The 22,746-nt window shown below is 44.7% G+C and carries 21 protein-coding genes; 12 read left to right on the top strand and 9 right to left on the bottom strand.

Translation table 11 applies throughout. The features are described 5' to 3' along the window. Nucleotides 1-4 precede the first annotated feature (4 nt). On the top strand, nucleotides 5-370 hold the full coding sequence (locus tag D2U88_RS14495) for a 6-phosphogluconate dehydrogenase (protein ID WP_119641263.1): 366 nt from the start codon (nucleotides 5-7) through the stop codon (nucleotides 368-370). A 47-nt stretch (nucleotides 371-417) separates the two neighbouring features. Here the strand turns inward: D2U88_RS14495 and D2U88_RS14490 are convergent, their stop codons facing one another. Further along, a complete protein-coding gene (locus tag D2U88_RS14490; RefSeq protein WP_119641262.1) occupies nucleotides 418-807 on the bottom strand; it encodes an endonuclease domain-containing protein in 390 nt (129 codons plus the stop codon). A gap of 48 nt (nucleotides 808-855) precedes the next feature. On the opposite strand from D2U88_RS14490, the gene D2U88_RS14485 reads away from it, so the two are divergent. Continuing rightward, nucleotides 856-1,401, top strand: a complete 546-nt coding sequence (locus tag D2U88_RS14485) for an acyl-CoA thioesterase (RefSeq protein WP_119641261.1) — start codon at nucleotides 856-858, stop codon at nucleotides 1,399-1,401. On the opposite strand, the gene pgl is transcribed toward D2U88_RS14485, so the two are convergent. Together pgl and zwf are read right to left on the bottom strand one after the other, a co-directional pair. Then, a complete protein-coding gene (gene pgl, locus D2U88_RS14480) occupies nucleotides 1,382-2,107 on the bottom strand; it encodes a 6-phosphogluconolactonase (RefSeq protein ID WP_119641260.1) in 726 nt (241 codons plus the stop codon). The genes D2U88_RS14485 and pgl overlap by 20 nt on opposite strands. An 87-nt stretch (nucleotides 2,108-2,194) precedes the next feature. Next, nucleotides 2,195-3,727 carry a glucose-6-phosphate dehydrogenase gene (gene zwf / locus D2U88_RS14475; protein WP_119641259.1) on the bottom strand — a complete coding sequence of 511 codons (1,533 nt, stop codon included), beginning with the start codon at nucleotides 3,725-3,727 and terminating at the stop codon, nucleotides 2,195-2,197. A gap of 167 nt (nucleotides 3,728-3,894) precedes the next feature. Between zwf and gndA the strand changes: the two genes are divergently transcribed. The 6 genes from gndA to D2U88_RS14445 all read left to right on the top strand — a co-directional run bounded on the left by gndA (nucleotide 3,895) and on the right by D2U88_RS14445 (nucleotide 10,194). After that, nucleotides 3,895-5,307, top strand: coding sequence for an NADP-dependent phosphogluconate dehydrogenase (gene gndA / locus D2U88_RS14470; RefSeq protein WP_119641258.1), 1,413 nt, complete (start codon nucleotides 3,895-3,897; stop codon nucleotides 5,305-5,307). A gap of 22 nt (nucleotides 5,308-5,329) precedes the next feature. Then, entirely contained in the window at nucleotides 5,330-6,181 is an 852-nt protein-coding gene (locus D2U88_RS14465) for a ChaN family lipoprotein (RefSeq protein WP_119641257.1), read from the top strand. Between the two features lie 132 nt (nucleotides 6,182-6,313). After that, nucleotides 6,314-7,240, top strand: a complete 927-nt coding sequence (locus D2U88_RS14460; protein ID WP_119641256.1) for a mechanosensitive ion channel family protein — start codon at nucleotides 6,314-6,316, stop codon at nucleotides 7,238-7,240. Between the two features lie 67 nt (nucleotides 7,241-7,307). Then, entirely contained in the window at nucleotides 7,308-9,332 is a 2,025-nt protein-coding gene (locus D2U88_RS14455; RefSeq protein WP_119641255.1) for a S9 family peptidase, read from the top strand. Nucleotides 9,333-9,371: 39 nt separating this feature from the next. Then, complete coding sequence (locus tag D2U88_RS14450; protein WP_119641254.1) at nucleotides 9,372-9,734, top strand: VOC family protein; 363 nt, start codon at nucleotides 9,372-9,374, stop codon at nucleotides 9,732-9,734. Nucleotides 9,735-9,789: 55 nt separating this feature from the next. Further along, on the top strand, nucleotides 9,790-10,194 hold the full coding sequence (locus D2U88_RS14445) for a Dabb family protein (RefSeq protein ID WP_119641253.1): 405 nt from the start codon (nucleotides 9,790-9,792) through the stop codon (nucleotides 10,192-10,194). 123 nt (nucleotides 10,195-10,317) lie between these two features. Here the strand turns inward: D2U88_RS14445 and D2U88_RS14440 are convergent, their stop codons facing one another. From D2U88_RS14440 to D2U88_RS14425, 4 genes are all read right to left on the bottom strand, one after another. Next, nucleotides 10,318-11,748, bottom strand: coding sequence for a TolC family protein (locus tag D2U88_RS14440; RefSeq protein ID WP_119641830.1), 1,431 nt, complete (start codon nucleotides 11,746-11,748; stop codon nucleotides 10,318-10,320). Continuing rightward, nucleotides 11,735-15,004 (bottom strand): efflux RND transporter permease subunit, encoded by a 3,270-nt coding sequence (locus D2U88_RS14435; RefSeq protein WP_119641252.1) that lies wholly within the window; start codon nucleotides 15,002-15,004, stop codon nucleotides 11,735-11,737. The genes D2U88_RS14440 and D2U88_RS14435 overlap by 14 nt, the downstream gene beginning before the upstream one ends. 23 nt (nucleotides 15,005-15,027) lie before the next feature. Continuing rightward, nucleotides 15,028-16,113 (bottom strand): efflux RND transporter periplasmic adaptor subunit, encoded by a 1,086-nt coding sequence (locus D2U88_RS14430; RefSeq protein WP_119641251.1) that lies wholly within the window; start codon nucleotides 16,111-16,113, stop codon nucleotides 15,028-15,030. A gap of 149 nt (nucleotides 16,114-16,262) precedes the next feature. Continuing rightward, nucleotides 16,263-16,667 carry a hypothetical protein gene (locus tag D2U88_RS14425; RefSeq protein ID WP_119641250.1) on the bottom strand — a complete coding sequence of 135 codons (405 nt, stop codon included), beginning with the start codon at nucleotides 16,665-16,667 and terminating at the stop codon, nucleotides 16,263-16,265. A 301-nt stretch (nucleotides 16,668-16,968) separates the two neighbouring features. Between D2U88_RS14425 and D2U88_RS14420 the strand changes: the two genes are divergently transcribed. From D2U88_RS14420 to D2U88_RS14410, 3 genes are all read left to right on the top strand, one after another. Beyond that, the gene (locus tag D2U88_RS14420) at nucleotides 16,969-17,556 is read left to right on the top strand and encodes a Crp/Fnr family transcriptional regulator (protein ID WP_119641829.1); all 588 of its coding nucleotides are present in this window, start codon (nucleotides 16,969-16,971) and stop codon (nucleotides 17,554-17,556) included. Nucleotides 17,557-17,619: 63 nt separating this feature from the next. After that, on the top strand, nucleotides 17,620-18,060 hold the full coding sequence (locus tag D2U88_RS14415) for a carboxymuconolactone decarboxylase family protein (RefSeq protein WP_119641249.1): 441 nt from the start codon (nucleotides 17,620-17,622) through the stop codon (nucleotides 18,058-18,060). 127 nt (nucleotides 18,061-18,187) lie between these two features. Further along, nucleotides 18,188-18,796, top strand: a complete 609-nt coding sequence (locus D2U88_RS14410) for a hypothetical protein (RefSeq protein ID WP_119641248.1) — start codon at nucleotides 18,188-18,190, stop codon at nucleotides 18,794-18,796. Between the two features lie 12 nt (nucleotides 18,797-18,808). Here D2U88_RS14410 and carB read toward each other — a convergent pair whose 3' ends face one another. Together carB and rpmH are read right to left on the bottom strand one after the other, a co-directional pair. Beyond that, entirely contained in the window at nucleotides 18,809-21,661 is a 2,853-nt protein-coding gene (gene carB / locus D2U88_RS14405; protein ID WP_119641247.1) for a carbamoyl-phosphate synthase large subunit, read from the bottom strand. A 93-nt stretch (nucleotides 21,662-21,754) separates the two neighbouring features. Continuing rightward, the gene (rpmH, locus tag D2U88_RS14400) at nucleotides 21,755-21,913 is read right to left on the bottom strand and encodes a 50S ribosomal protein L34 (RefSeq protein ID WP_072882462.1); all 159 of its coding nucleotides are present in this window, start codon (nucleotides 21,911-21,913) and stop codon (nucleotides 21,755-21,757) included. A gap of 168 nt (nucleotides 21,914-22,081) precedes the next feature. On the opposite strand from rpmH, the gene D2U88_RS14395 reads away from it, so the two are divergent. Then, nucleotides 22,082-22,597: a DUF2892 domain-containing protein gene (locus D2U88_RS14395; RefSeq protein WP_119641246.1), complete on the top strand. Its 516-nt coding sequence runs from the start codon at nucleotides 22,082-22,084 to the stop codon at nucleotides 22,595-22,597. Nucleotides 22,598-22,746 lie beyond the last annotated feature (149 nt).

Here is a 22,746-nt window from a genome sequence, read left to right as displayed (position 1 = left end):
CACCATGAAAAAATTCCTGACCATCCTCATTGCCGTTATTGTGCTCGGTGTTGGGGCCTATTTTGCCTTCATTTACTATGTGCCCTATAGTGTGGGGTATCGCTCCGGGGAACTCATCAAGTTCAGTCGTAAAGGGGTAGTGGTCAAAACCTGGGAAGGCCAAATCAGCCAAGGGCTATCGGGTACCAATGTGTTTTCCTTTTCGGTAGAGGACAAGGAGGAGGACATCATTGAAAAATTGAAGGAATACCAAGGCCAGTACATCAAAGTAACCTATAAAGAACGCTACGCCACTTTTTTTTGGTTGGGCGATACCAAGTATTTTATCACCGAAGTAGCCGTTGAAAAATCCCCGCTTTTTAGAAATTGAACATACACCCCTAGCCCCTCTTTTTAGAGGGGAAAAGTGCTTCCCTCCTAATAAGGAGGGATTGAGGGAGGTGTAGCTTCAAACTTTTCAATGTAATCCTCAATCACCAATAGTACATTTTCCATGTCATGCAATACTTGATTATCTGAAAACCGAAGTACATGGATTCCCAGTTCATTCAATCGCTTTGTCTTTGCCACATCTTTCTCCCACACCTCCAGAATCCCATGGGAATATCCATCAACTTCAATGGCAAGTCGTAATTTGTTACAGAAGAAATCCACAATATATTCATCAATTGGCTTTTGTCGATGAAAATCATAACCATGCATTTGGTCACGCTTCAACTTTTGCCATAAAATCACTTCCGCTTTAGTGGCATTCTGCCTTAATTGCCTTGCAAGTTCCTTTAGCTTTGGGTTATATTTGATAACCATTCCAAATCTCCATTATTCCTTTTCTGAAGGGATTAAATTCCAAAAAATATGAAAAAATTCAAATCGTCCAAAGAAAGTAGGGTCTCCATTACCGAGTTGATGCTCCCCTCCCATTCCAATTTTGGTGGCAAGGTGCATGGAGGACACATCCTAAACCTTATGGATCAAATTGCTTTTGCCTGCGCCTCCAAACATTCCCAAAGCTATTGCGTAACGGCTTCGGTAAACCGAGTGGATTTCCTCAATCCCATTGAGGTAGGGGAACTGGTCACCCTAAAGGCCTCCATCAACTATACAGGGAAGACATCCATGGTGGTCGGTGTGCGGGTAGAATCCGAAAATGTGACCACCGGGGTTGTAAAACACTGCAATTCTTCCTATTTCACCATGGTGGCCAAGGGAAAGGATGGTAAAAATAAGGTTGTTCCTGGTTTGATCCTAAAGACCAAACAAGACATACGGCGATTTGCTCGGAGCAAGGAACGCAAACAGTCCGCTTTTAATAGGGACAACAAATACGAGTCGACCAACTTTAAGGTAAACGACTTTTTGGATTTTTTGGATGGCGAAAACGCTATGATGGATCTTGATTGAGTTTTGCTGCTGCTTCCTCGTCCAAGAACCAAATCAACCTTCCTGATTTTGGGTTGACCAACGATGCTGGGTAAACATCCGAACCTTCGGTCTTTTCAATGACAGCCTCCACTTTTTCCGCTTTGGAAGCACCTGTGACCAAAAATGCCACCTCCTTGGCCGTGTTGATCACTTTTCCGTTGATGGATACCCTTTTTTGGCCCGAATCCGGATGGGTAGCCACCACACAATGGTCCGCAGCGTTCCAAAGTTCGATCTCATGGGGGAAAATGGATGCGGTATGCCCATCATCACCCATACCCAAGATCACCAAATCGAACTGGGGAATGCCATCCACACGATTCAAATCGATTTCCAAGAGATTGGCATAACGCATGGCCTCACCATTGGGGTCCCTTTCTCCCAAAATACGGTTGATGTTTTCATGGGGGACATCAATCTTGGAAAACAAGTGTTCCACCGTCATTTTGTAGTTACTCTCGGCGTCTGTGGGAGGTACACAGCGTTCATCGCCCCAATAAAAATGCACTTTGCCCCAGTCCACTTGATCGGCAAAGTTTTCGGCCAGCACATCGAACACGATCTTTGGGGTACTGCCACCGGAAAGGGCTACATGGAACTCATCACGCCCTGCTGCTTGCTCTACAAAATAGGCTGAAAACTGTACCGCAACTTCATTTTTATCTTTATAAATTTTGATGCCCATCTCCTTCTTACTTTTTGTTTTCAATAACCCAGCTGTTCATTGCTCATTGATAATTGTTTATTGCTAATTGTTCATTGAAAACTGAAATCAGCAAATCACACAATATCCGGGATCATCCGCCAAATTCTCCCCTGGGTTGCGCCAAAATCCTTTTCCATCGAATAGATCATCCGCATTTTCAGGGCCCCAAACCCCAGCAGCATAACCGTACATCCGTACATCTTTTCCCTTCTGCCAATAATTCAAAATGGGGTCCACAAATTCCCAAGCCGCCTCTACCTCATCTGCGCGGGCATACAAGGTGGCATCACCCTGCATGGCATCCAACAAAAGGCGTTCGTAGGCTTCCATGACATACGTTTCGGCAAGACTGGAATAATAAAAGTCCAGATTGGCCCTTTCCACTTTAAACCCTTGTCCAGGGACTTTTACTCCGAACTTGATCAAAATCCCTTCATCGGGTTGTATTCTGATAATGAGTTTGTTATCCTTACTGTGCATACTGGGCTCCTTGAAGATTTGGTGGTGGGGTTCCTTAAAATGGATGACTACTTCCGTAACCTTCGTGGGCATCCGCTTTGCGGTACGCACATAGAAAGGCACCCCATGCCAACGCCAATTATCTACATAAAACTTGATGGCGGCATAGGTTTCCGTAGTCGAATTGGGATCCACATCATCTTCCTCCCGATACCCCTTCACCTTTTTACCGTTCACTACGGACTCCACATATTGGGCCCTGATGGTATTCTCAAAAAGGGTTTTATCATCCTTCATCACTCGTAACGATTTTAAGGCCTTCACCTTTTCGTTCCGGATTTCCTCCGCTTCTGCCCCAATGGGCGGTTCCATGACCACTAAGGAAACAATCTGCAACAAATGGTTCTGGAACATGTCCCGCAACGCACCCGATTTGTCGTAATAGCCCCCGCGTTTTTCTACCCCCACACTTTCGGCATTCGTGATTTCCACATGTTGGATGTAGTTCCGGTTCCAAAGCGGTTCAAAAATGCTATTGGCAAACCGGGTCACCAAAAGGTTCTGCACCGTTTCCTTGCCCAAATAATGATCAATTCGGTATATCTGCGGCTCTGTAAAGTATTGGTGGAGTCCCTTGTTCAGGTTCTTTGCCGTTTCCGAGCTGTAGCCAAATGGTTTTTCCACAATCAAACGCTTCCAACCATTGTTCTGTGTGTTCATCCCGGCTTCCGCTAAATTATGGGCAATGGTCTCATAAAGTGTGGGGGGCGTGGAAAGGTAGTAAATGATGTTGCCCGTGGTATCGTGTGCTGCTTTCAACTCCTCTACCCGCTTGCGCAGACTCTTATAATCCGTATCATAGCTTTTCCCAAGGTCTTCATAGTAAAGCTTATCCGCAAATCCTTTTATCTCCTCTTTCCCAAGATTCTTCATTCTCTCCTTCAGATAATCACTTTCGTAAACCACTCGGTCACGGAAGGATTCATCAGACAAATTGCTTCGGCTTACGCCCAAAACCGCAAAATTTTTGGGTAAATGATTGGCTAGATATAGATTGAACAGTGCCGGAATCAGTTTTCGTGCAGTCAAATCTCCCGATGCCCCAAAAATTACGAGCATCTGGTTTTCGGTCTTCTTCATAGTGTTTTTGGTTTCTGGCTGATTGAATCCAATGCAAGCTCCATGGTTTCCCCAATGAAGCCGTTTATTTTTTGAGCATAACGAATATAAGGTTTATTTTAGGTTCATAATTCAAGAAAGGGCAACCTTAGGGTTGTCTTAACAACAGAAGAAGATAAAAACACAAGATGGCAGATACGTATGATTTTGGCCTTGTGGGCCTTGGGGTAATGGGACGCAATTTTATTTTAAATGTGGCCGATAATGGTTTTACCGCCTTTGGGAACGATTTGGATGATGAAAAAGTGGGCGCATTGATCAAAGAAGGGGGTGATATGGGCAAAGTGAACGCTTCTACCGATGTAAAAACCTTCGTAGATGCCCTGACCACTCCCCGAAAAATCATGTTATTGGTGCCGGCCGGAAAAGTGGTGGACATCGTCATTGAAAGTTTGTTGCCCCACTTGGACAAAGATGACATCATCATCGATGGTGGCAACTCCTTTTTTACGGATACCGATAGACGTGAGGCCTATTTGAAGGAAAAGGGCATCAATTTCTTCGGTGCCGGGGTTTCCGGAGGTGCCAAGGGAGCACGAAGAGGTCCAAGCATCATGCCTGGCGGCTCTCGGGAGGCGTATCAACACGTAAAACCCATTTTTGAGGCGGTTTCCGCCAAATATAAAGGCGAGCCTTGTGTGGCCTATCTAGGTCCGAAATCAGCTGGAAACTATGTGAAAATGGTCCACAACGGTATTGAATACGGGTTGATGCAGCTTACTTCGGAAATCTATGACCTCTTGAAAAAAGCAGGCGGACTTTCCAATGAAGAACTGCACCAAACTTTTGCCCAATGGAACAAAGGTCGATTGCAATCCTTTTTGGTGGAGATCACTTCTGAAATTTTTGAGCAAAAAGACGATTTGGGTGATGGTGAATTGGTGGACAAGATCTTGGACAAGGCCAAACAAAAAGGAACTGGAAAATGGACCTCGCAAAACGCCATGGATCTTGGTATCCCTGTACCAACCATCGATGTGGCCGTTAGCATGCGGGAACTTTCGGCCTTGAAGGAAGAACGTGTAAAAGCGGATGCCCTTTACGATCGTCCAACCCCATCAGCAGTGGACAAAGCTGAATTTATCTCCAAAGCGGAACGGGCATTATACTTTGCCTTTATCATTACCTATGCACAGGGCATGCACCAATTGGCCGATGCCTCCAAAGAGTACGGCTACGAACTGGAACTAGGTGAAATTGCCAAGATCTGGAGGGCAGGTTGCATCATTCGCGCCGCTTTGTTGGCGGACATTACCGACGCCTATCAAGCCAATGAAAAACTGGAAAACCTATTGCTCTCCCCTTTCTTTGTGGAAAAGGTGAAAGAAACCGTGGGAGCCGCTCGGGAAATGACCGCCTATGGTGCAATAAACGGTATTCCTTTAGCGGGACTCTCCAATGCCCTCACCTATTTTGATGCCTATACCAGTAGTAGATTACCGCTGAACTTGATCCAGGCCCAACGTGATTATTTTGGCTCGCATACCTATGAGCGTGTAGACCGTGAGGGAATTTTCCATACGGAGTGGGAGGACAATTAATCATCAATTATCAATACTTACAATGAACAAAATCTTTTTCTCAATAGCCTTCACCTTATGCTTAACCTTTGGTTTCGCTCAAAAAGCTCCCTATGTTATCTACAACGCCAAGAGCAAAAAGGTATCGTATGAAAAAATGTTGAAGAAGTTGGAGCAAAAGGATATGGTCCTCTTCGGGGAACTGCACAACAACCCCATTGCGCATTGGCTACAGTACGAGCTCACTTCCGACCTATATACCAAAAAACCCCTCATTCTCGGCGCTGAAATGGTAGAGGCCGACAATCAGGATGAACTGGATGCTTATTTGGCGGGCACCATCGATTACAAGGCTTTGGATTCCACCGCCCGACTTTGGAACAACCACAAAACGGACTATGCCCCTTTGGTGGACTTCGCGAAGGACAAAAAATTGGTCTTTGTGGCCTCCAATGTGCCCCGTCGTTACGCAAGCATGGTGTACAAAGGTGGATTTGAAGCCCTGGACACCCTATCCGCCCAAGAAAAGGCATGGATCGCTCCCCTACCCATTGCCTTTGATCCCGAATTGCCCGGATACCAGAATATCCTCAAAATGATGGGCGACCACGGCAGTCCCACCTTGGTGATGGCACAGGCCATCAAAGATGCCACCATGGCACACTTTATCCTAAAAAACTACAAGGAAGGAAGTCTGCTCCTCCATTACAACGGCGCCTACCATTCCAACGACTATGAAGGCATTCTTTGGTATCTGAAAAAAGACCAACCTGATTTGCAGTACGGGACCATTTCTACCGTGATGCAGGACGATGTGCAACACCTGGAAGACGAAAACAAGGGTATTGCGGACTTCATCATTTGTGTGGACAACAATATGACCACAACGTATTAGATTGGAATTACTTGTTATCCAACACCTTTTTAGGGGATAAATTCCTTATTTTTAAGGGTGGTACACTCACGCTCGCAACCCGTCTTCAATATATTCGGTTGGCAATGCGGAATCACACTGTAATGAACCTAAATGGAACTGATTGAAAGTGTAAAAAATTGGTTTTCGGATTACCCTGTAGCATCAAATATCATCAGATATTTGGTTTGGGTTGCCTTGGTATTTTTCCTCATTGCATGGATAAGACGTTGGATGAAGAAAAATCTCCATGATAATGCCATCAAATACAAAGTACAGAAGGCTATTCAGATAATCGGTTACCTATTTATCATCCTGATCACCATTTCTTACTTCACCGGAAGCATTCAGGATTTTGGACTTGCCATTGGTCTGCTTACAGCAGGCATCACCATAACACTCCAAGAACTGATCTTAAGTATTGCAGGGTCGTTCTATATCTTTTTTGTGCGCGTCTACAAACCCGGTGATCGTATTGAGCTTAATGGAATCAAAGGGGATGTCATCGATATTGATAGCATGTACACCACCATGATGGAAATTGGCGAATGGGTTTCCAGTGATAATTACAGCGGACGCATTGTGAAATTGAGCAATGCCTTTGTTTTTAAAGGCCCTGTGTATAACTATTCCCTCGATTTTCCATTTGTTTGGGATGAATTCAATATGCCCATCCGGTATGAGTCCGACATAGAACTGGCCAAAGAAATTATTATCTCGGCGGCACAGGAAATACTGTCGGAATACGTAAAAAACTCCATTGCGGGTTGGAAAGATGTGGTAAACAAGTACTATATTGAAGATGCCCAAGTGGAACCCACCCTCGCCATCACCATGAGCGACAATTGGATTCAATTCAACTTAAGGTATATTGTGGATTATAAAAAGAGACGGATCACCAAACATCTGCTCTTTGAGGAGATTGGAAAAAGAATCCGGGAGACCAATGGAAAGGTGACATGGGCTTCGGCCACGTTCGAAATTGTCAAGATACCAACACTCAATATCAATGAAACAAAGCATACATCCGATAACCCATAAACTATTCACTAATGCAAAAGACATGGCAAAAGTCTTTTGTGATGCTAACACATCAAAATCCAACCCTATGAAAAAAATACTCTTTACCCTGCTTCTCTTGGTGGCCATAAACCCTTTAGGGTTTGGGCAAGTGCAATCCAACTTGGAACTGTTGGACATCTTCAACATGGAGTTTGTCTCCGACCCACAGATTTCCCCTGATGGTTCCAAGATCATCTATGTGCGCAACTTTAAGGACGTGATGACGGACCGCAACCTTTCCAACCTTTGGATCGTAAATTTCGACGGTTCCAACAACCGTCCGTTGACCACGGGAAACCACAACGATTTCTCGCCCAAATGGTCGCACGATGGCAAAAAGATTGTCTTCAAATCCAATATGGCCGACGACAAGATGAAGCTATACCTCATGTGGTTGGATACCAAGGAAACCATGGCCTTGACCAACACCCCACAATCCCCTGGGCAAGTGTCCTGGTCGTATGATGACAACTATTTGGCCTTCAATATGTTTGTGCCTGCCGAGGAAAAATCCATCATTAAACTACCCGCCAAACCCGAAGGTGCCAAATGGAACGCCCCTCCCAAATACATCGATAAAATCAACTATCGAGGTGATGGCCAGGGGTATCTTAAGGGCGGAAACATGCAATTGTTCACATTGCCCATCAGTGGCGGGACCCCAAAGCAGCTTACATTCACCGAATTCGACCACGGGGGACCCACTTGGGCCAAAGACAATGCCCATCTGTACTTCAGTGCCAATTTTCATAAGGAAGAGGAGTTTGAACCTGCCGATAGTGAAATTTACCAAATCAGTGTAAACGATGGGGAAATCAAGGAATTGACCAGTCGCTACGGGCCTGATGCAAATCCAGTGCTATCCCCCGATGGCAGCAAAATTGCTTATGTAGGTTTTGATGACCGTTACCAAGGGTATCAGTTGACCCAGTTATATGTAATGAATGCCGATGGTTCCAATTCCCAATTGATTTCCAAGGATTTTGACCGCGATGTGGAGGACATGGTGTGGAACAATAAAGGCACCGGCCTGTACTTCATTTATACCGATAAGGGAATGGGGAAACTGGCATCCATCAGCCTTTCTGGAAAGGTGGACGACATCACCGACGGTTTGGGCGGACTCTCCTTGGGACGCCCCTACAACGCGGCCAGCTTTTCGGCATCTAACAACAATAAATTTGCTTATACCGTTGGGGATACCAGCCATCCTTCCGATTTGGGAGTATCCGACACTAAAGGCAGTAAGCGTCTCACTGCCTTGAACGACGACCTTTTTTCCTTTAGGAAATTGGGCAAAGTGGAAGAAATTTGGTGGGAGTCCTCCTATGACCAACGCAAAATCCAAGGTTGGGTGGTTACGCCTCCCGATTTTGACCCTTCCAAAAAATACCCAATGATCTTGGAAATCCACGGAGGACCGTTCACCAGCTATGGTTCGGTCTATTCGGCAGAGATACAGGCCTATGCCGCGGCCGGTTATGTGGTACTCTACTCCAATCCGCGCGGAAGCACCAGTTATGGCGAGGAGTTCGGCAACCTGATCCACCACGATTACCCGAACCATGATTATGACGACCTTATGTCCGGTGTGGATGCCGTACTCGCCAAAGGTTTTGTGGACAAGGACAATCTATTTGTGACCGGTGGTAGCGGCGGCGGTGTGCTTACGGCTTGGATCGTGGGTAAAACGGACCGTTTTAGGGCTGCAGTGGTGGCCAAGCCCGTGATCAACTGGTACAGCTTTGTACTCTATGCGGACGGCATCCAATTTTTCTCCAAATACTGGTTTGGCAAAAAACCTTGGGAAGACCCCGAAAACTATATGCGTCGTTCTCCGTTGACCTACGCGGGCAATGTGACCACTCCTACCATGTTGATGACCGGTGAGGATGATTACCGTACCCCCATTGCAGAATCGGAGCAGTTCTATGCCGCGTTAAAACTCCAGAATGTGGAGACCGCCATGGTACGTATTCCCAATTCCGGGCATGGTATTGCCAACAAACCTAGCAACTTGATTGCCAAGATTGCCAGCGTGTTGGCTTGGTTTGAGAAGTATAAAAAATAACCCAGACTACAGATTGAAACCAATTCAAAATCAGTGGTTATGAACTTTTCAAAACTTGTTCCGAATATCTTTTATGTTGATATAAAGGATGGTTTAAAATTATTCGTAGAGGTTTTACAGTTTCAAATTGAACATAATGACCTTTCTGCAAAGAACCCTTTTTGTGTGGTGGCAAAGGATGGTCTACGTGTCAATCTATTTGAAGACGAAAAGTTAGCCAAGGAACATCATCCTGAATTTAGATTGGTCACCAACGACATAGAAAACGTTTTTGAAGAAATATCCAATTTGTTTCCCGAATATCTGCACCCTAACTTGAAAACGGTAACCAAGCGCCCATGGGGTGCCAAGGAGTTTGCTATTATGGACAATCAATTGGGGATTATTTTCCAAGAATGGTAAACCTTAAAAACTTTGAAGTGCGGAAAACAATAACACATAAATCAAACTACACAATATGAAAATCAAATTCTTAACCCTTTTTATGTTGATTTTGGCCGGATGTAATACTTCGACCAAGGAAGCACCCAAAAATGAAACCGAAATGGAAAAACCAACCTCCCATTTACGCCATGTGGTCCTGTTCCAGTTTAAGGATACCTCAACACCCAAAGATGTTGCTGCCGTGGAAGCCGCCTTTGGCGAATTGCCTTCCAAAATTTCAGAAATCAAGGGGTTTGAATGGGGCCTGAACAATAGTCCCGAAAATCTGAACAAGGGGTTGACCCATTGTTTTTTTCTGACTTTTGATAGTGAAAAGGACCGGGACACCTACCTCACCCATCCTGCCCATGTGGCGTTCGGAGACGTGGCAGGACCCCATATCCAAGATGTGGTGGTCGTGGATTATTGGACGAAATAAACTTGTTGGGAAACCACTCGTAAAAGTCTAAAATTAAAAACCCGATTTACAAATGTAAATCGGGTTTTCGCTTTGGGTAAATCAATAGCCAAGGTAGTAGGCCAAACCATTGATTTGGGGTCCTTAATTCCAGCCGCCGCCCAAGGCCCGGTACATGTTTACCTGGGCAAGCATCTGGTCTTTTTTGGTCTCCACAAGCTCCATTTTGGATTCCAACGCCTCCCGTTGTGCCAAAAGCACCTCGATATATTCCACCCTTGCGGATTGGAACAAACGAGTGGAAAGGTCAATGGATTCCGTCAGGGCCTGAACTTGACCGTCTTTCAATTCATAGCTCTTTTTCAGATTGTCGATGTTGGACAACTGATTGGCCACCTCGATATAGGCATTCAAAATGGCCTTTTCGTATTCATAAACCGCTTGCAACTGTCTATCCGTAGCATTCAAATACTGCGCCTTGATCGCATTTCTGTTGATCAAAGGTGCCACCATATCCCCCATCACCGAATACAGAACGGATTCTGGTGTGGTGGTCAGGTATTTGGTATCGAATGCCTCTAGACCCAAGCCTGCCTTAATGGTAAACTGGGGATAAAAACTGGCCTTGGCCGCTTTGGTATCCAATTTGGCGGCTGCCAATTCCAACTCCGCCTGACGTACATCAGGACGGTTTTGAAGCAATTGGGAAGGAATTCCCACATACAGATGATCAATAGGAGTATCAATAAAGTCGTCCGAAGTCCGATTGATATGCTGTGGCGACCTACCGATCAAGAAATTAAGTCGGTTTTCAACCTCCACAATCTCCTGTTGGATATCGTACTTATGGCTTTGGTTCTTCAATACCTCAGCTTGGAAACGCTGCACGGCCAACTCTGTGGCGCGAGCCGCTTGCTTCTGCAGTTTCACCATTTTGAGGGCGTTCTGCTGGATTTCCAAGTTTTGGTCGATGATGGCCAATTGGTTGTCCAAAGCCATCAACTCATAGTAGGAATCCGCAATCTCCGCAACCAAGCTGGTAACCATGAAGTTCTTCCCTTCCACACTGGAAAGGTATTCGAACACGGCCGCCTTTTTCTCATTGCGAAGTTTCTTCCATACATCCAACTCCCAAGTAGCGAATGCCCCTAGGCCGTAATTGGTCAAGGGTTCAGGAAACTCCTCCCCTTCCTTGATCTCAAGGTTCTTTTCTACGGCTCCATTACGGGTATACTCGCCTACTTTTTCCACTTCGGCACCAGCCTGAAAGTTTACAAAAGGCAAATACTCCCCAGTCTTGGCCCTGATCATGTTCTTGGACATATCCACCCGTTGCAACATAATGTTCAACTCCTGGTTCTTGACCAAGGCAGTATCGATCAGCGCAATTAGGTTGGGGTCTTTGAAAAACTCCTTCCACTGCACCAACCCCGTGTTTACGGTATCAGTGGGCTGGTTTTGGTACTGTTCGGGAACCGATGTGTTCTCGTCCCGTATCTCGCGGGTAGGCACACAAGAATATAGGGCCATTGTTGCGAGAATGCCGATCAAAATTGATTTTCTATTCTTCTTCATTGCTCCCTTTTTTCTTTTTGTTTCCATTTCTTGTGGTCATTTTTTTCAACAGTTTGTTTACCTCGCGTAAACGGGCACGCAGCCTACTTTCGGTATCATTATCCTTGAACAATTCCTCGGAAATAGGTTCGTCATGTTCATCCCTGATAAGGCTTTTCCCTTCAGCCATTTTGGCAAAGATGAAATACAGTCCAGGAATCAACAATACTCCAAAGATGGTACCGATAAGCATCCCCCCAAGGGCAGAACCTCCAATAGTACGGTTACCGATGGCCCCTGCACCTGTGGCTACCACCAATGGTATCAAACCGGCAATAAAGGCAAAAGAGGTCATCAAAATCGGACGGAACCGCTGTTTGGAACCTTCGATGGCCGCCTCTAGGATCGTGGCACCTTCACGGTGCTTCTGCACGGCAAATTCCACGATCAATACCGCGTTTTTACCCAGGAGTCCCACCAGCATGATCATCCCGATTTGTGCATACACGTCATTGGACAATCCCATGACCTTCAACAGGAAGAAAGATCCAAAAACCCCAACAGGCAATGAAAGGATTACGGCCAATGGCAAAAGGAAACTTTCATACTGTGCAGCCAATACCAAGTACACGAAAATCAATACCACCATGAAAATGTAGATGGATTCGTTACCGCGTTGGGCCTCATCATAGGATAATCCTTCCCAAGCAATGTCATAACCCCTAGGCAATGTCTTCTCAGCCACATCCTTAATCGCCTTAATGGCATCACCACTGGTAAACCCAGCTGCAGGAAGCCCTCTAATGGCCGCAGAGTTGTACAGGTTGTAACGGGTAATCTCGTTAGGTCCCAGTTTTTTCTCCATGGTCATAAAGGCGGAATAAGGAACCATTTCCCCTTCTTCGTTCTTAACAAACAGTTTTTCAAGGTCTGATGGCAACCCACGATATTCTGGGGCTGCTTGGGTGTACACCTTGAAGAATCGACCAAAGCGGATAAAACCTTGCTCATAGGTACTACCGATAAGGATGTTCAAATTTTCCATGGCTTTTCCTATGGAAACGCCTTTTTGCATAGCCACTTTATTGTTGATCTTCAATTCATATTGAGGATAATTGGCAGCAAAGAAGGTAAACAAACCTGTCAACTCCTTACGCTCGCGCAATGCATCCATAAAATTGTTGTTGACACGCTCGAATTCGTGGTAGTCGGTACCGTTGGTCTTATCCAGCAAACGCATGGAGAAACCACCGGATGAACCAAAGCCAGGAACGGCCGGGGGCTCGAAGTATTCTATGACCGCCCCTAGGTCTTTGGTTTCTTCTTCCAGTTCTTCCATGATCTCGTGAACGGAATGTTCCCTTTGCGACCATGGTTTTAAGTTGATCAAACAGGTACCTGCGTTGGAACCCCTACCTTCGGTCATGATCTCATAACCGGCCAAGGATGAAACGGATTCCACACCTTCGGTCTCTTCACAAATTTTCTGAAGTTTTCTGGCCACCTCATTGGTACGCTCCAAAGTAGCACCAGGAGGTGTCTGGATGATCGCGTAGATCATCCCTTGGTCCTCGTTCGGGATAAATCCGGCCGGCAATACCTGATTGGTAAAAAAGATACCGGCACAGAAAGCCAACAAAAGGCCAAATGTCACCACTCTTCGGTTTACGATCTTGTTCAAGACACCGACATACCTTCCCGTAAGTTTTTCAAACTTCCCATTAAACCAATCAATAAAGCGGTTGACAGGTGATTTTCTTCTGGCTTGACCATGGGTATTCTTTAACATCATGGCGCAGAGTACCGGAGTCAATGTAAGGGCCACAATGGCCGAAATCACAATAGATCCCGCCATGGTGATGGAGAACTGTCGGTAGAATACCCCAACCGGTCCTGTCATGAACGAAATGGGGATAAACACCGAGGTCATTACCAAGGTAATCGCAATGATCGCACCACCAATCTCTCCCAATACTTCATAGGATGCCTTGTACGGTGTTAGGTTTTCCTCGTGCATCTTCACGTGGACCGCCTCCACCACCACAATGGCGTTATCCACCACAATACCTATGGCCAATACCAAAGCGAAGAGGGTAATCAGGTTGATGGACAGACCGAACATCTGCATCACAAAGAAGGCTCCGATCAAGGAAACGGGTACCGCGATGATCGGAATCAATGTGGATCGCCAATCCCCCAAGAACAGGAACACCACAATGGCCACCAAGATAAAGGCATCCCGTAGGGTATGTAACACTTGCTCAATGGAGGCATCCAAGAAGTTGGAAACGTCATAACTGATCTTGTAGTCGATTCCCGGGGGCATTTCGGCCTCTAGTTCGTTCAATTTCTCCTTAACGGCCTTGATCACATCACTACCGTTACTTCCAAAGGTCTGTTTCAATACAATGGAAGCGGACGGTTTACCGTCGAGGTTGGAATAAATATCGAAGAACTCACTACCGAGTTCCACATCGGCCAAATCGCCCAACTTCAAGATTTCTCCTTCCTCATTGGCCTTGATGATAATGTCCTTGTATTGTTCAGGCTCACTATATCGATCTTGATAAACCAACACATATTCCAGGGATTGGGCCTTTTTACCCGAACTTCTCCCCAAACGGCCTGGTCTTGCCAAAATACTTTGGTCTTCCATGGCCTCTAGGACCTCTTCCGCCGAAACGTTATAGGCCCGCATACGGTCCGGTTTCAACCAAACCCGCATGGCGAACTTACGGCTACCCAAAATCTTGGCACTGGCGATACCGTTGATCCTTTGGATTTCAGGTATCATTTTGGTGTACGCATAGTTGTACAGGAACTTTTCATCATTGTTCTTGGAATCACTGTACAAGTTCACGTACATCAACATACTGGGCTGTACGGGGGTGATGATCACCCCTTCCCTTTGCACCAAATCCGGTAAAAGGGGCATTACCTGGTCTACCCGGGTCTTTACCCGTACCACGGCCTGGTTGGGGTCGGTCCCCGGTTCAAAGATTACGCGAAGGGTTCCCTCACCCGCACTGGTGGCATCGGAAGCGATATAACGCATGCCCTGTACCCCGTTGATGGAGGTTTCCAAAGGAATCAGGGTCGATTTTACCAATACATCGGCACTTGCACCAGGATAGGCAATGAAAATGTTCACTGTTGTAGGGGCAATTTGCGGGAACTGCGATATGGGCAGCTGTTTTATGGCCAGCATCCCTACAAAGACAATGATGACCGAGATCACGATTGCCAATACGGGCCTGTGTATAAACTTTTTAAACATATTGTCTGGAGATTTTGGGATTGTTACTCAGTGTACAATTCTAGATTGGCCAGTATGGCTTCAGGCTTTTCGAATTCGTAATGAATTTTTTCGCCGTTTCTTACCATACGAATGCCTTCCAACAATACTTTGTCATCTTCGGACAATCCCTTTTCCACTACAAAAAGATGGGGAAGTTCGGCCCCAACAACAATTTCTCGCTGTTGCACCTTATCATCCTTATCAAGTACAAAGACATATTTTTTGTCCAAAACCTCAAAAGTGGCTTTCTGTGGGATCAACATGGCATTTTTCAAAGGAACCGTCATCAAAACGCTTCCGGTTTCCCCGTGGCGCAAAATACCATCTGGATTAGGGAACGTGGCACGGAAGGCGATGTTCCCTGTTTGGTTGTTGAACTCTCCCTCGATGGTCTCCACTATCCCGGGTTGATTGAACTTTTTGTTGTTGGCCATCAAAAGCTCCACTTTTTGTTTACTGCCCTTGTTGGCACTGGTAATGTAATCCAAGTACTCTGACTCGGGAACATTGAAGTAGACCCACATTTTGCTGTTGTCGGACAGGGTGGTCAACAATTCGCCTTCATCCAAAAGGCTACCTTCCCTTGCTTCCAAATGGTCCATAATGCCATCAAATGGGGCACGGATATCGGTAAAGCCCAAGTGGGTCTCCGCTAAGGAGACCTCTGCCTTGGCCCGGTCAAATTCTGCTTTGGCCATGGCAAGTTCGTTGGCAGACACTACATTGCCATCGGCCAACAACTGGGTGTTTTTATATTGGATTTCCGCAACCTCTGCCTCAGCTTTGGCCTTTTGAAGATCGGCTTGGTACACGTTGGGCATAATGTAGAACATTTTCTGTCCCTTGGTCACCGATTGTCCCTCATCCACATAAATGTGTTGCAGGTATCCTTTTTCCAAGGCTCTTAGCTCAATATGCCTTATGGAATGGATCAGACATACATAATCCTTGGTGATCGACGTATCCTTTCGAATGGGACTGGAAACGAGGTATTTGGTTTCGTCCTTGTTTTCATGTTTTTTGGATTCGCAACTTGTACTGTAGCAAAGCAATGCGAACAAGCCAATGAAGATGGGAATTCTCCTCATAGTTTTAAATGGTTTAAAATGGTTTTTGAAAATGATTAAGGGAAGTCCTAATCCGTTAACATGGACCTGCCCCTGGTTATTGATATTTACTCAAAGTGATGTGAGAGAATGGCAACATCATAATAATGAGCCATTCTGGAAAGAAAATTCTAAATCCGGAATACCTGGAACCTAATGTATCGCTTAAGCGGTGTGGAAATCGGACTAGGTGATAGATCACCAAGGTCTGTATCAGGTTTACGGATAAATTGCCCCGATTGTGAGGCATAAAAAAAGGCAGTCAAATAACTGCCATACTCTAAATCCAAATCATGTGAGGCTGCTTCCTCTTCCCTTTCTTCTTGCTCTTCAACTTCTGTTTCGGTGCAATGCTTTTTTTCAGGGCCATATTGAAGCAATCCAACCGAGTCAATATTCTCAAGATTTTGACCGGCTTCTAGGTAACAGGCGTTTTCTTCATCAATACTGTTCTGCGAATCCGCATACAAATTGATGAACCCTCCCAATAAAAGGATGCAAAGGGGAAATAAATAGCGCCTGAATGCCTTTTTCATTTGGGCAACAAAACTAGCTCACGCAGACAATTCCAACAAATACTGGTTGTTAATAAAGGTTAAAATTGGCAAGTGTATTTATATTTTTATTGATACGGTTGAAGTTAACCCCTAAAAATTCATTAAGTGCAAAATTACATCATAGGTTTTAACAAAAATTTATCCAATTTCCTCCTATCCCGAAGAATCCTCTGAATTTTAGTAGCTTTTATGAATGGCTATTGGCAATTTTCCAGCTCATTCAATAGGATTTGATGTATTTTGTAAGATAACCCAACACCCTATCAGGTTTTACGAGTCCATGAAAAAATCCAGTGCACATCCTTTTTTTGACCATCTGAATCAATTTGTAACGATTTCGGAAAAAGAATTCGAAATCATCCGCTCCTATTTTGAAACACAAAATCAGAAGAAAAAACAGCTATTGATGAAAGCCAATAGTCCTTGTGACCAGATCTATTTTGTGTTGAAAGGCTGCGTACACATGTATTTTCTTACCGAAAAAGGCACGGAACGTACGGTTCAATTTGCTCTGGAAAATTGGTGGATCACAGACTTTTTGGCTTTTCAGAAGCAAACCAACACCCATTTTTTCATCCAAGCGATAGAGAACACCGTTGTTCTTTCCGTTCGGTATGGGGAATATGAAAGATTGCTCCATGATTTCCCACAATTGGAACGGTATTTCAGGATCATATTCCAAATTGCCTATGGTTCTTCCATCATGAAAATGAAATACCTGTTCGACTTTTCCAAAGAGGAGATCTATTTTCACTTTACCGAGCATTTTCCAGAGTTCGCCCAACGTGTACCCCAATATCTGATTGCCTCCTTTCTGGGCCTGACCCCAGAATATGTGAGTGAAATCCGCGCCAAAAAGCGTTCTTAAACCAGTTTAAGTATTTGGGAACCCCACCCATCTACCTTAGCATCAAAATTTAAAAACAAAACGATGGAACAACGAATCCAAATTGATGCAACGGAACCAAAAGCCTTGAGGGCTATGCTCGGACTTGAGGGCTACATGCAAAAAAGTGATCTGAACAAATTGCATTATGAACTGATCAAAATACGGGCCTCCCAAATCAATGGCTGTGCATTCTGTTTGAATATGCACACCAAGGATGCCCTTGCCTTGGGTGAAGAGGCCAAACGAATTTTCTTGTTGGATGCTTGGTCGGACACTGAACTTTATTCCGAAGAGGAACAGATCATACTCAAAATTACCGAGGAGGTCACTTTGATCCATAAAGATGGATTGACAAAGGAAACGTACGAAAAAGGGTTGAGAATATTTGGTGAACATTACTTGGCCCAAATCATTATGGCGGTAATTACCATCAATGCATGGAACCGGATTGCCATAAGTACCCTAAAACCAGTTGAGGACTAGGAAAATTAAAATCAGTATGCAACAAGGGCCTTTATGGGCCCTTTTGTTTTAGGGATAATGAGACTTTAAACGATGATATTAAAAATGTATCTTCGTCGGTGCACAAACCACGTAGCCCTATCAAACCATGAAAAATCCGGTAACCCTATTGCTTTTCTTAGCTGTTTTTTCCTTTTCTTCCTGCATCAAGTCCAAAGGCAAAAATGGTAATAAGGAACCCAAAATGGAGGATTTCCATACGGTAACGGTCAACGAAGAATACCAAATAAGCCTTCCAAAATTCATGAAAGGCACCACAGGGCTCAACGAAGAAGCATCACTTCAATACCAAAACCTTTTTAAGGAAGCCTATACCATCATTATTGATGAGCCCAAGCAAGATTTTGTGGATGTTTATAAGGAATTGGATCAATACAACGAGGGCATTACACTGTTGCAGAATTATAGGAAAATCCAGCTTCAAGCCTTTACCAGCACCATTCAGGTGAGCCATCAATCCGAGGTAAAGCCCATGACCATACATGGATTGGATGCCGAATCGGTAGAAATCGATGGCCATGTGGAAGGCATCGATGAGGAAATATCCTATTTTCTAACCTTTGTTGAAGGCACGGAAAATATCTACATGATTATGGCTTGGACCTTAAAAAGTAAAAAAGAAGAGCATCAAAAAACCTTTGAAACGATTGCCCAATCTTTTGAATTGCTGGATCAGGCAGCCGCTGCAAAGGTTTAATTCAAGTTTAATCTATTTGCTCAAGTACATCTTTCTTCTTGAGTACAGGTTGTAGAACTCGTCGTCCTTCAAACTCTCAATGAACAGAATGCTCTCGCCGGTGCTCTTCATCTCGGGGCCCAAGTTTTTGTTTACATTGGGGAACTTGTTAAAGGAGAACACAGGCTGCTTGATGGCATAACCCTCCAATTTTGGATTGAACACAAAGTCCTTCACCTTTTTCTCTCCCAACATTACTTTGGTGGCGTAGTTTACATACGGTTCGCCATAAGCTTTGGCAATAAAGGGAACGGTACGTGAGGCCCTTGGATTTGCTTCGATGATATACACAATATCATCCTTGATGGCGAACTGGATATTGATTAGTCCAACCGTATTCAAGGCCAAGGCAATCTTCTTGGTGTGATCCTTGATCTGTTGCAACACAAATTCTCCCAAGTTGAAAGGTGGCAATGTGGCATTGGAATCCCCTGAGTGGATCCCACAAGGCTCTATATGCTCCATGATACCGATGATGTACACATCCTCACCATCGCAAATGGCATCGGCTTCCGCCTCAATGGCGCCATCCAGATAATGGTCTAGAAGCAGTTTATTGTTGGGGATACTCTTCAACAAAGACACCACATGGGATTCCAGTTCTTCTTTGTTGATCACGATCTTCATACCCTGTCCACCCAATACATATGACGGTCTTACCAAAAGAGGAAAATTCAATTGATCCGCCAAATCCATGGCCTCATCTGCGGTTTCCGCTACACCAAATCTTGGGTATGGAATGTTGTTGTCCTTCAAAAGTGTGGAGAAACTTCCCCTATCCTCGGCCAAATCCAAGGAATGGAAACTGGTTCCGATAATATTGATTCCATATTTATCCAGTTTCTCGGCCAATTTCAGCGCTGTTTGTCCTCCCAACTGTACAATGACCCCTTCAGGCTTTTCATGAAGGATGATATCGTAGATGTGTTCCCAGAATACAGGTTCAAAATACAACTTGTCAGCAGTGTCGAAATCCGTGGAAACGGTTTCGGGGTTGCAGTTGATCATAATGGTCTCATAACCACATTCGGCAGCGGCCAAAACCCCGTGCACGCAACAGTAATCAAACTCGATTCCCTGCCCGATTCGATTGGGTCCAGAGCCCAGTACCACCACTTTTTTCTTATCGGTCACCTCACTGTCGTTGGCCACATAACGTTTGCCATCCGGAGTTTCAATCTCTTCTTCAAAGGTGGAATAGTAATACGGCGTAACGGCCTTAAACTCTGCCGCACAGGTATCTACCAGTTTATATACTCTGTTGATTCCCAAATCCATACGTTTGGAGTGTACTTCGCTTTCGTAACAATCCAACATGTGGGCAATCTGACGGTCAGCAAACCCTTTTTGTTTGGCCTCTAGCAGCAAATCTTTGGGAAGGCTCTCAATAGTATATTTTGAAACTTCCAATTCCAGATAATGCAGTTCTTCATATTGCTTCAAGAACCACATATCAATTTTGGTGATGTCATGGATTCTCTTCAATGGTATACCCAATTGAATGGCGTCATAGATTACGAAAACCCTGTCCCAGCTGGGTACACGAAGTTTTTCAATGATGGTGTCGTAATCTTTATAACCTTTTCCATCGGCGCCCAATCCATTTCGCTTGATCTCTAAGGATTGCGTGGCTTTGTGCAGGGCTTCCTGAAACGATCGACCTATACCCATCACCTCCCCTACGGATTTCATTTGTAGTCCCAACGTCCTGTCAGATCCTTCGAACTTATCAAAATTCCAACGGGGTATTTTTACGATCACATAGTCCAACGTAGGCTCGAACAAAGCAGAAGTGGACTTGGTAATCTGGTTGTCCAATTCATCCAACGTATAGCCGATGGCCAACTTGGCGGCAATCTTTGCAATAGGGTAACCGGTTGCTTTGGAGGCCAAGGCAGACGAACGGGAAACCCTTGGGTTGATCTCGATGGCGATGATATCCTCTTTTTCATCCGGACTCACGGCGAACTGCACGTTACACCCCCCGGCAAAATCCCCAATACTGCGCATCATATGGATGGCCATGTCCCTCATTCTTTGGAAAGTCCTATCTGAAAGGGTCATGGCAGGGGCCACAGTAATGGAATCTCCGGTGTGGATACCCATCGGGTCCATATTCTCAATGGTACAGATGATCACCACGTTGTCGTTCTTGTCGCGCAATAGCTCCAACTCATACTCTTTCCAGCCCATCAGGGCCTTGTCGATCATGACCTCGTGAATGGGCGATACTTCCAGGCCGTGACTTAGCATATCATCAAAATCCTCTGGATCATAAACAATACCTGCCCCAGCGCCTCCCAAAGTAAAGGAAGCACGGATGACCAAGGGGAATCCAAACTCCTGGGCAATTTCTTTTCCTTTTAGGAAAGAAGTGGCCGAAGCCTGAGGGGGCATACCTATCCCGATTTTCAACATGAGTTCCCTGAATTTCTCACGGTCCTCGGTAATGTTGATGGCATCAATGTCCACACCTATGATCTCTACCCCAAAATCTGCCCAAATGCCTTTTTCATCGGCTTCGATGCAAAGGTTCAAGGCCGTTTGTCCTCCCATGGTCGGTAAAACGGCATCGATATTCGGGTGTTTCTTTAAAATTTCCACGATGGATTTAGTGGTCAGCGGTTTCAGGTACACGTGGTCCGCCATGGAGGGGTCGGTCATGATCGTAGCGGGGTTGCTATTGATCAAGATGGTCTCAATACCATCTTCTCGAAGCGACCTAAGCGCTTGGGAACCAGAATAATCGAACTCACATGCCTGACCAATGATGATAGGGCCAGAACCAATAATCAAAATGGAATTTAAATCTTTTCTTTTGGGCATTCTAGTTGGTGTTTCTCGTTATTTGCTTTTACGTCAAAAAAAAGGTGTTACCTAGAAAAGTAACACCTTTAATTTAAATTTTGAAAACTATCATTATTTTTTATGTCTTGGCTCAGAGGAAACAGTTAATCTCTTTCTTCCTTTGGCTCTTCTTCTCGCAAGAACTTTTCTACCATTGGCAGTCGCCATGCGCTCCCTAAAACCATGCTTGTTTCTTCTCTTCCTTTTTGACGGCTGATACGTTCTTTTCATTACGGAACTCTTTTATGGATTTTGTTGATTGGGAAAATTGTCCTTCCCGAAAAATTCTGGGCGCAAATATACAAAGACTTTTTACTTTGGCAAGCCCAAAAGGAAAATATTTAAATTAGTTTTTAGTACTTTTGCCACCTCTTAACCCAAGGAAAAATCTCCGGAGATATGTTCAATAAAAATATCAAGCTCGTTATCGCAGGTCTTATCATTGCCTATGCCGTTTACCAATTTGTGGAAGGCAACATTGGCAATGGCATTGCCCTGATCTTGCTGTCCCTTGTCTTTATCTTTCTTTATTTTAGGAACGAGTTCATTCTATTGGCATTCTTAAGAATGAGGAAACAAGACTTGGAAGGCACCCAAAAATGGCTTGATAAGATCAAGAACCCCGGAGCTGCCCTGATCAAGAAACAACAGGGGTACTTTAACTACCTACACGGGATCATCTACTCCCAGAAAAACTTGACCCAGGCGGAAAAATACTTTAAAAAGGCATTGCAGTTTGGATTGACCATGGATTACGATGTGGCTATGGCCAAATTGAGCTTGGCGGGTATTGCCATGCAAAAGCGCAGAAAGCGCGAAGCCACCCAGTTGTTGCAAGAAGCCAAAAAGTTGGACAAGAACAACATGCTGACCGAGCAGATCAAGATGATGCAGCAGCAGATGAAGAAGATTTAGGGGTCTTTCCCAATTGGATATTGTAATTTAGTTGGTATTTCAGTTGTAGTTAGGAATGCTAATTTCCTATCTACATATAAGGCATTAATTGTTTTTGATTGCACATAAAGCTTATTAAAACAAATCATACCTTAGAAGCTAGATACAAT

The sequence above is a fragment of the Flagellimonas aequoris genome (genome assembly GCF_003584165.1).
GTDB lineage: Bacteria > Bacteroidota > Bacteroidia > Flavobacteriales > Flavobacteriaceae > Flagellimonas > Flagellimonas aequoris.
This window is presented reverse-complemented; position numbering and strand designations above follow the sequence as displayed.

Coding starts and splice junctions, on each gene's coding strand:
- D2U88_RS14495 (WP_119641263.1), top strand. CDS start 5: ATGAAAAAATTCCTGACCATCCTCATTGCCGTTATTGTGCTCGGTGTT.
- D2U88_RS14435 (WP_119641252.1), bottom strand. CDS start 15,004: ATGTTTAAAAAGTTTATACACAGGCCCGTATTGGCAATCGTGATCTCG.
- D2U88_RS14465 (WP_119641257.1), top strand. CDS start 5,330: ATGAACAAAATCTTTTTCTCAATAGCCTTCACCTTATGCTTAACCTTT.
- gndA (WP_119641258.1), top strand. CDS start 3,895: ATGGCAGATACGTATGATTTTGGCCTTGTGGGCCTTGGGGTAATGGGA.
- carB (WP_119641247.1), bottom strand. CDS start 21,661: ATGCCCAAAAGAAAAGATTTAAATTCCATTTTGATTATTGGTTCTGGC.
- D2U88_RS14440 (WP_119641830.1), bottom strand. CDS start 11,748: ATGAAGAAGAATAGAAAATCAATTTTGATCGGCATTCTCGCAACAATG.
- D2U88_RS14430 (WP_119641251.1), bottom strand. CDS start 16,113: ATGAGGAGAATTCCCATCTTCATTGGCTTGTTCGCATTGCTTTGCTAC.
- D2U88_RS14490 (WP_119641262.1), bottom strand. CDS start 807: ATGGTTATCAAATATAACCCAAAGCTAAAGGAACTTGCAAGGCAATTA.
- D2U88_RS14455 (WP_119641255.1), top strand. CDS start 7,308: ATGAAAAAAATACTCTTTACCCTGCTTCTCTTGGTGGCCATAAACCCT.
- D2U88_RS14420 (WP_119641829.1), top strand. CDS start 16,969: ATGAAAAAATCCAGTGCACATCCTTTTTTTGACCATCTGAATCAATTT.
- D2U88_RS14395 (WP_119641246.1), top strand. CDS start 22,082: ATGTTCAATAAAAATATCAAGCTCGTTATCGCAGGTCTTATCATTGCC.
- D2U88_RS14445 (WP_119641253.1), top strand. CDS start 9,790: ATGAAAATCAAATTCTTAACCCTTTTTATGTTGATTTTGGCCGGATGT.
- D2U88_RS14450 (WP_119641254.1), top strand. CDS start 9,372: ATGAACTTTTCAAAACTTGTTCCGAATATCTTTTATGTTGATATAAAG.
- zwf (WP_119641259.1), bottom strand. CDS start 3,727: ATGAAGAAGACCGAAAACCAGATGCTCGTAATTTTTGGGGCATCGGGA.
- D2U88_RS14410 (WP_119641248.1), top strand. CDS start 18,188: ATGAAAAATCCGGTAACCCTATTGCTTTTCTTAGCTGTTTTTTCCTTT.
- D2U88_RS14425 (WP_119641250.1), bottom strand. CDS start 16,667: ATGAAAAAGGCATTCAGGCGCTATTTATTTCCCCTTTGCATCCTTTTA.
- pgl (WP_119641260.1), bottom strand. CDS start 2,107: ATGGGCATCAAAATTTATAAAGATAAAAATGAAGTTGCGGTACAGTTT.
- D2U88_RS14460 (WP_119641256.1), top strand. CDS start 6,314: ATGGAACTGATTGAAAGTGTAAAAAATTGGTTTTCGGATTACCCTGTA.
- D2U88_RS14415 (WP_119641249.1), top strand. CDS start 17,620: ATGGAACAACGAATCCAAATTGATGCAACGGAACCAAAAGCCTTGAGG.
- D2U88_RS14485 (WP_119641261.1), top strand. CDS start 856: ATGAAAAAATTCAAATCGTCCAAAGAAAGTAGGGTCTCCATTACCGAG.
- rpmH (WP_072882462.1), bottom strand. CDS start 21,913: ATGAAAAGAACGTATCAGCCGTCAAAAAGGAAGAGAAGAAACAAGCAT.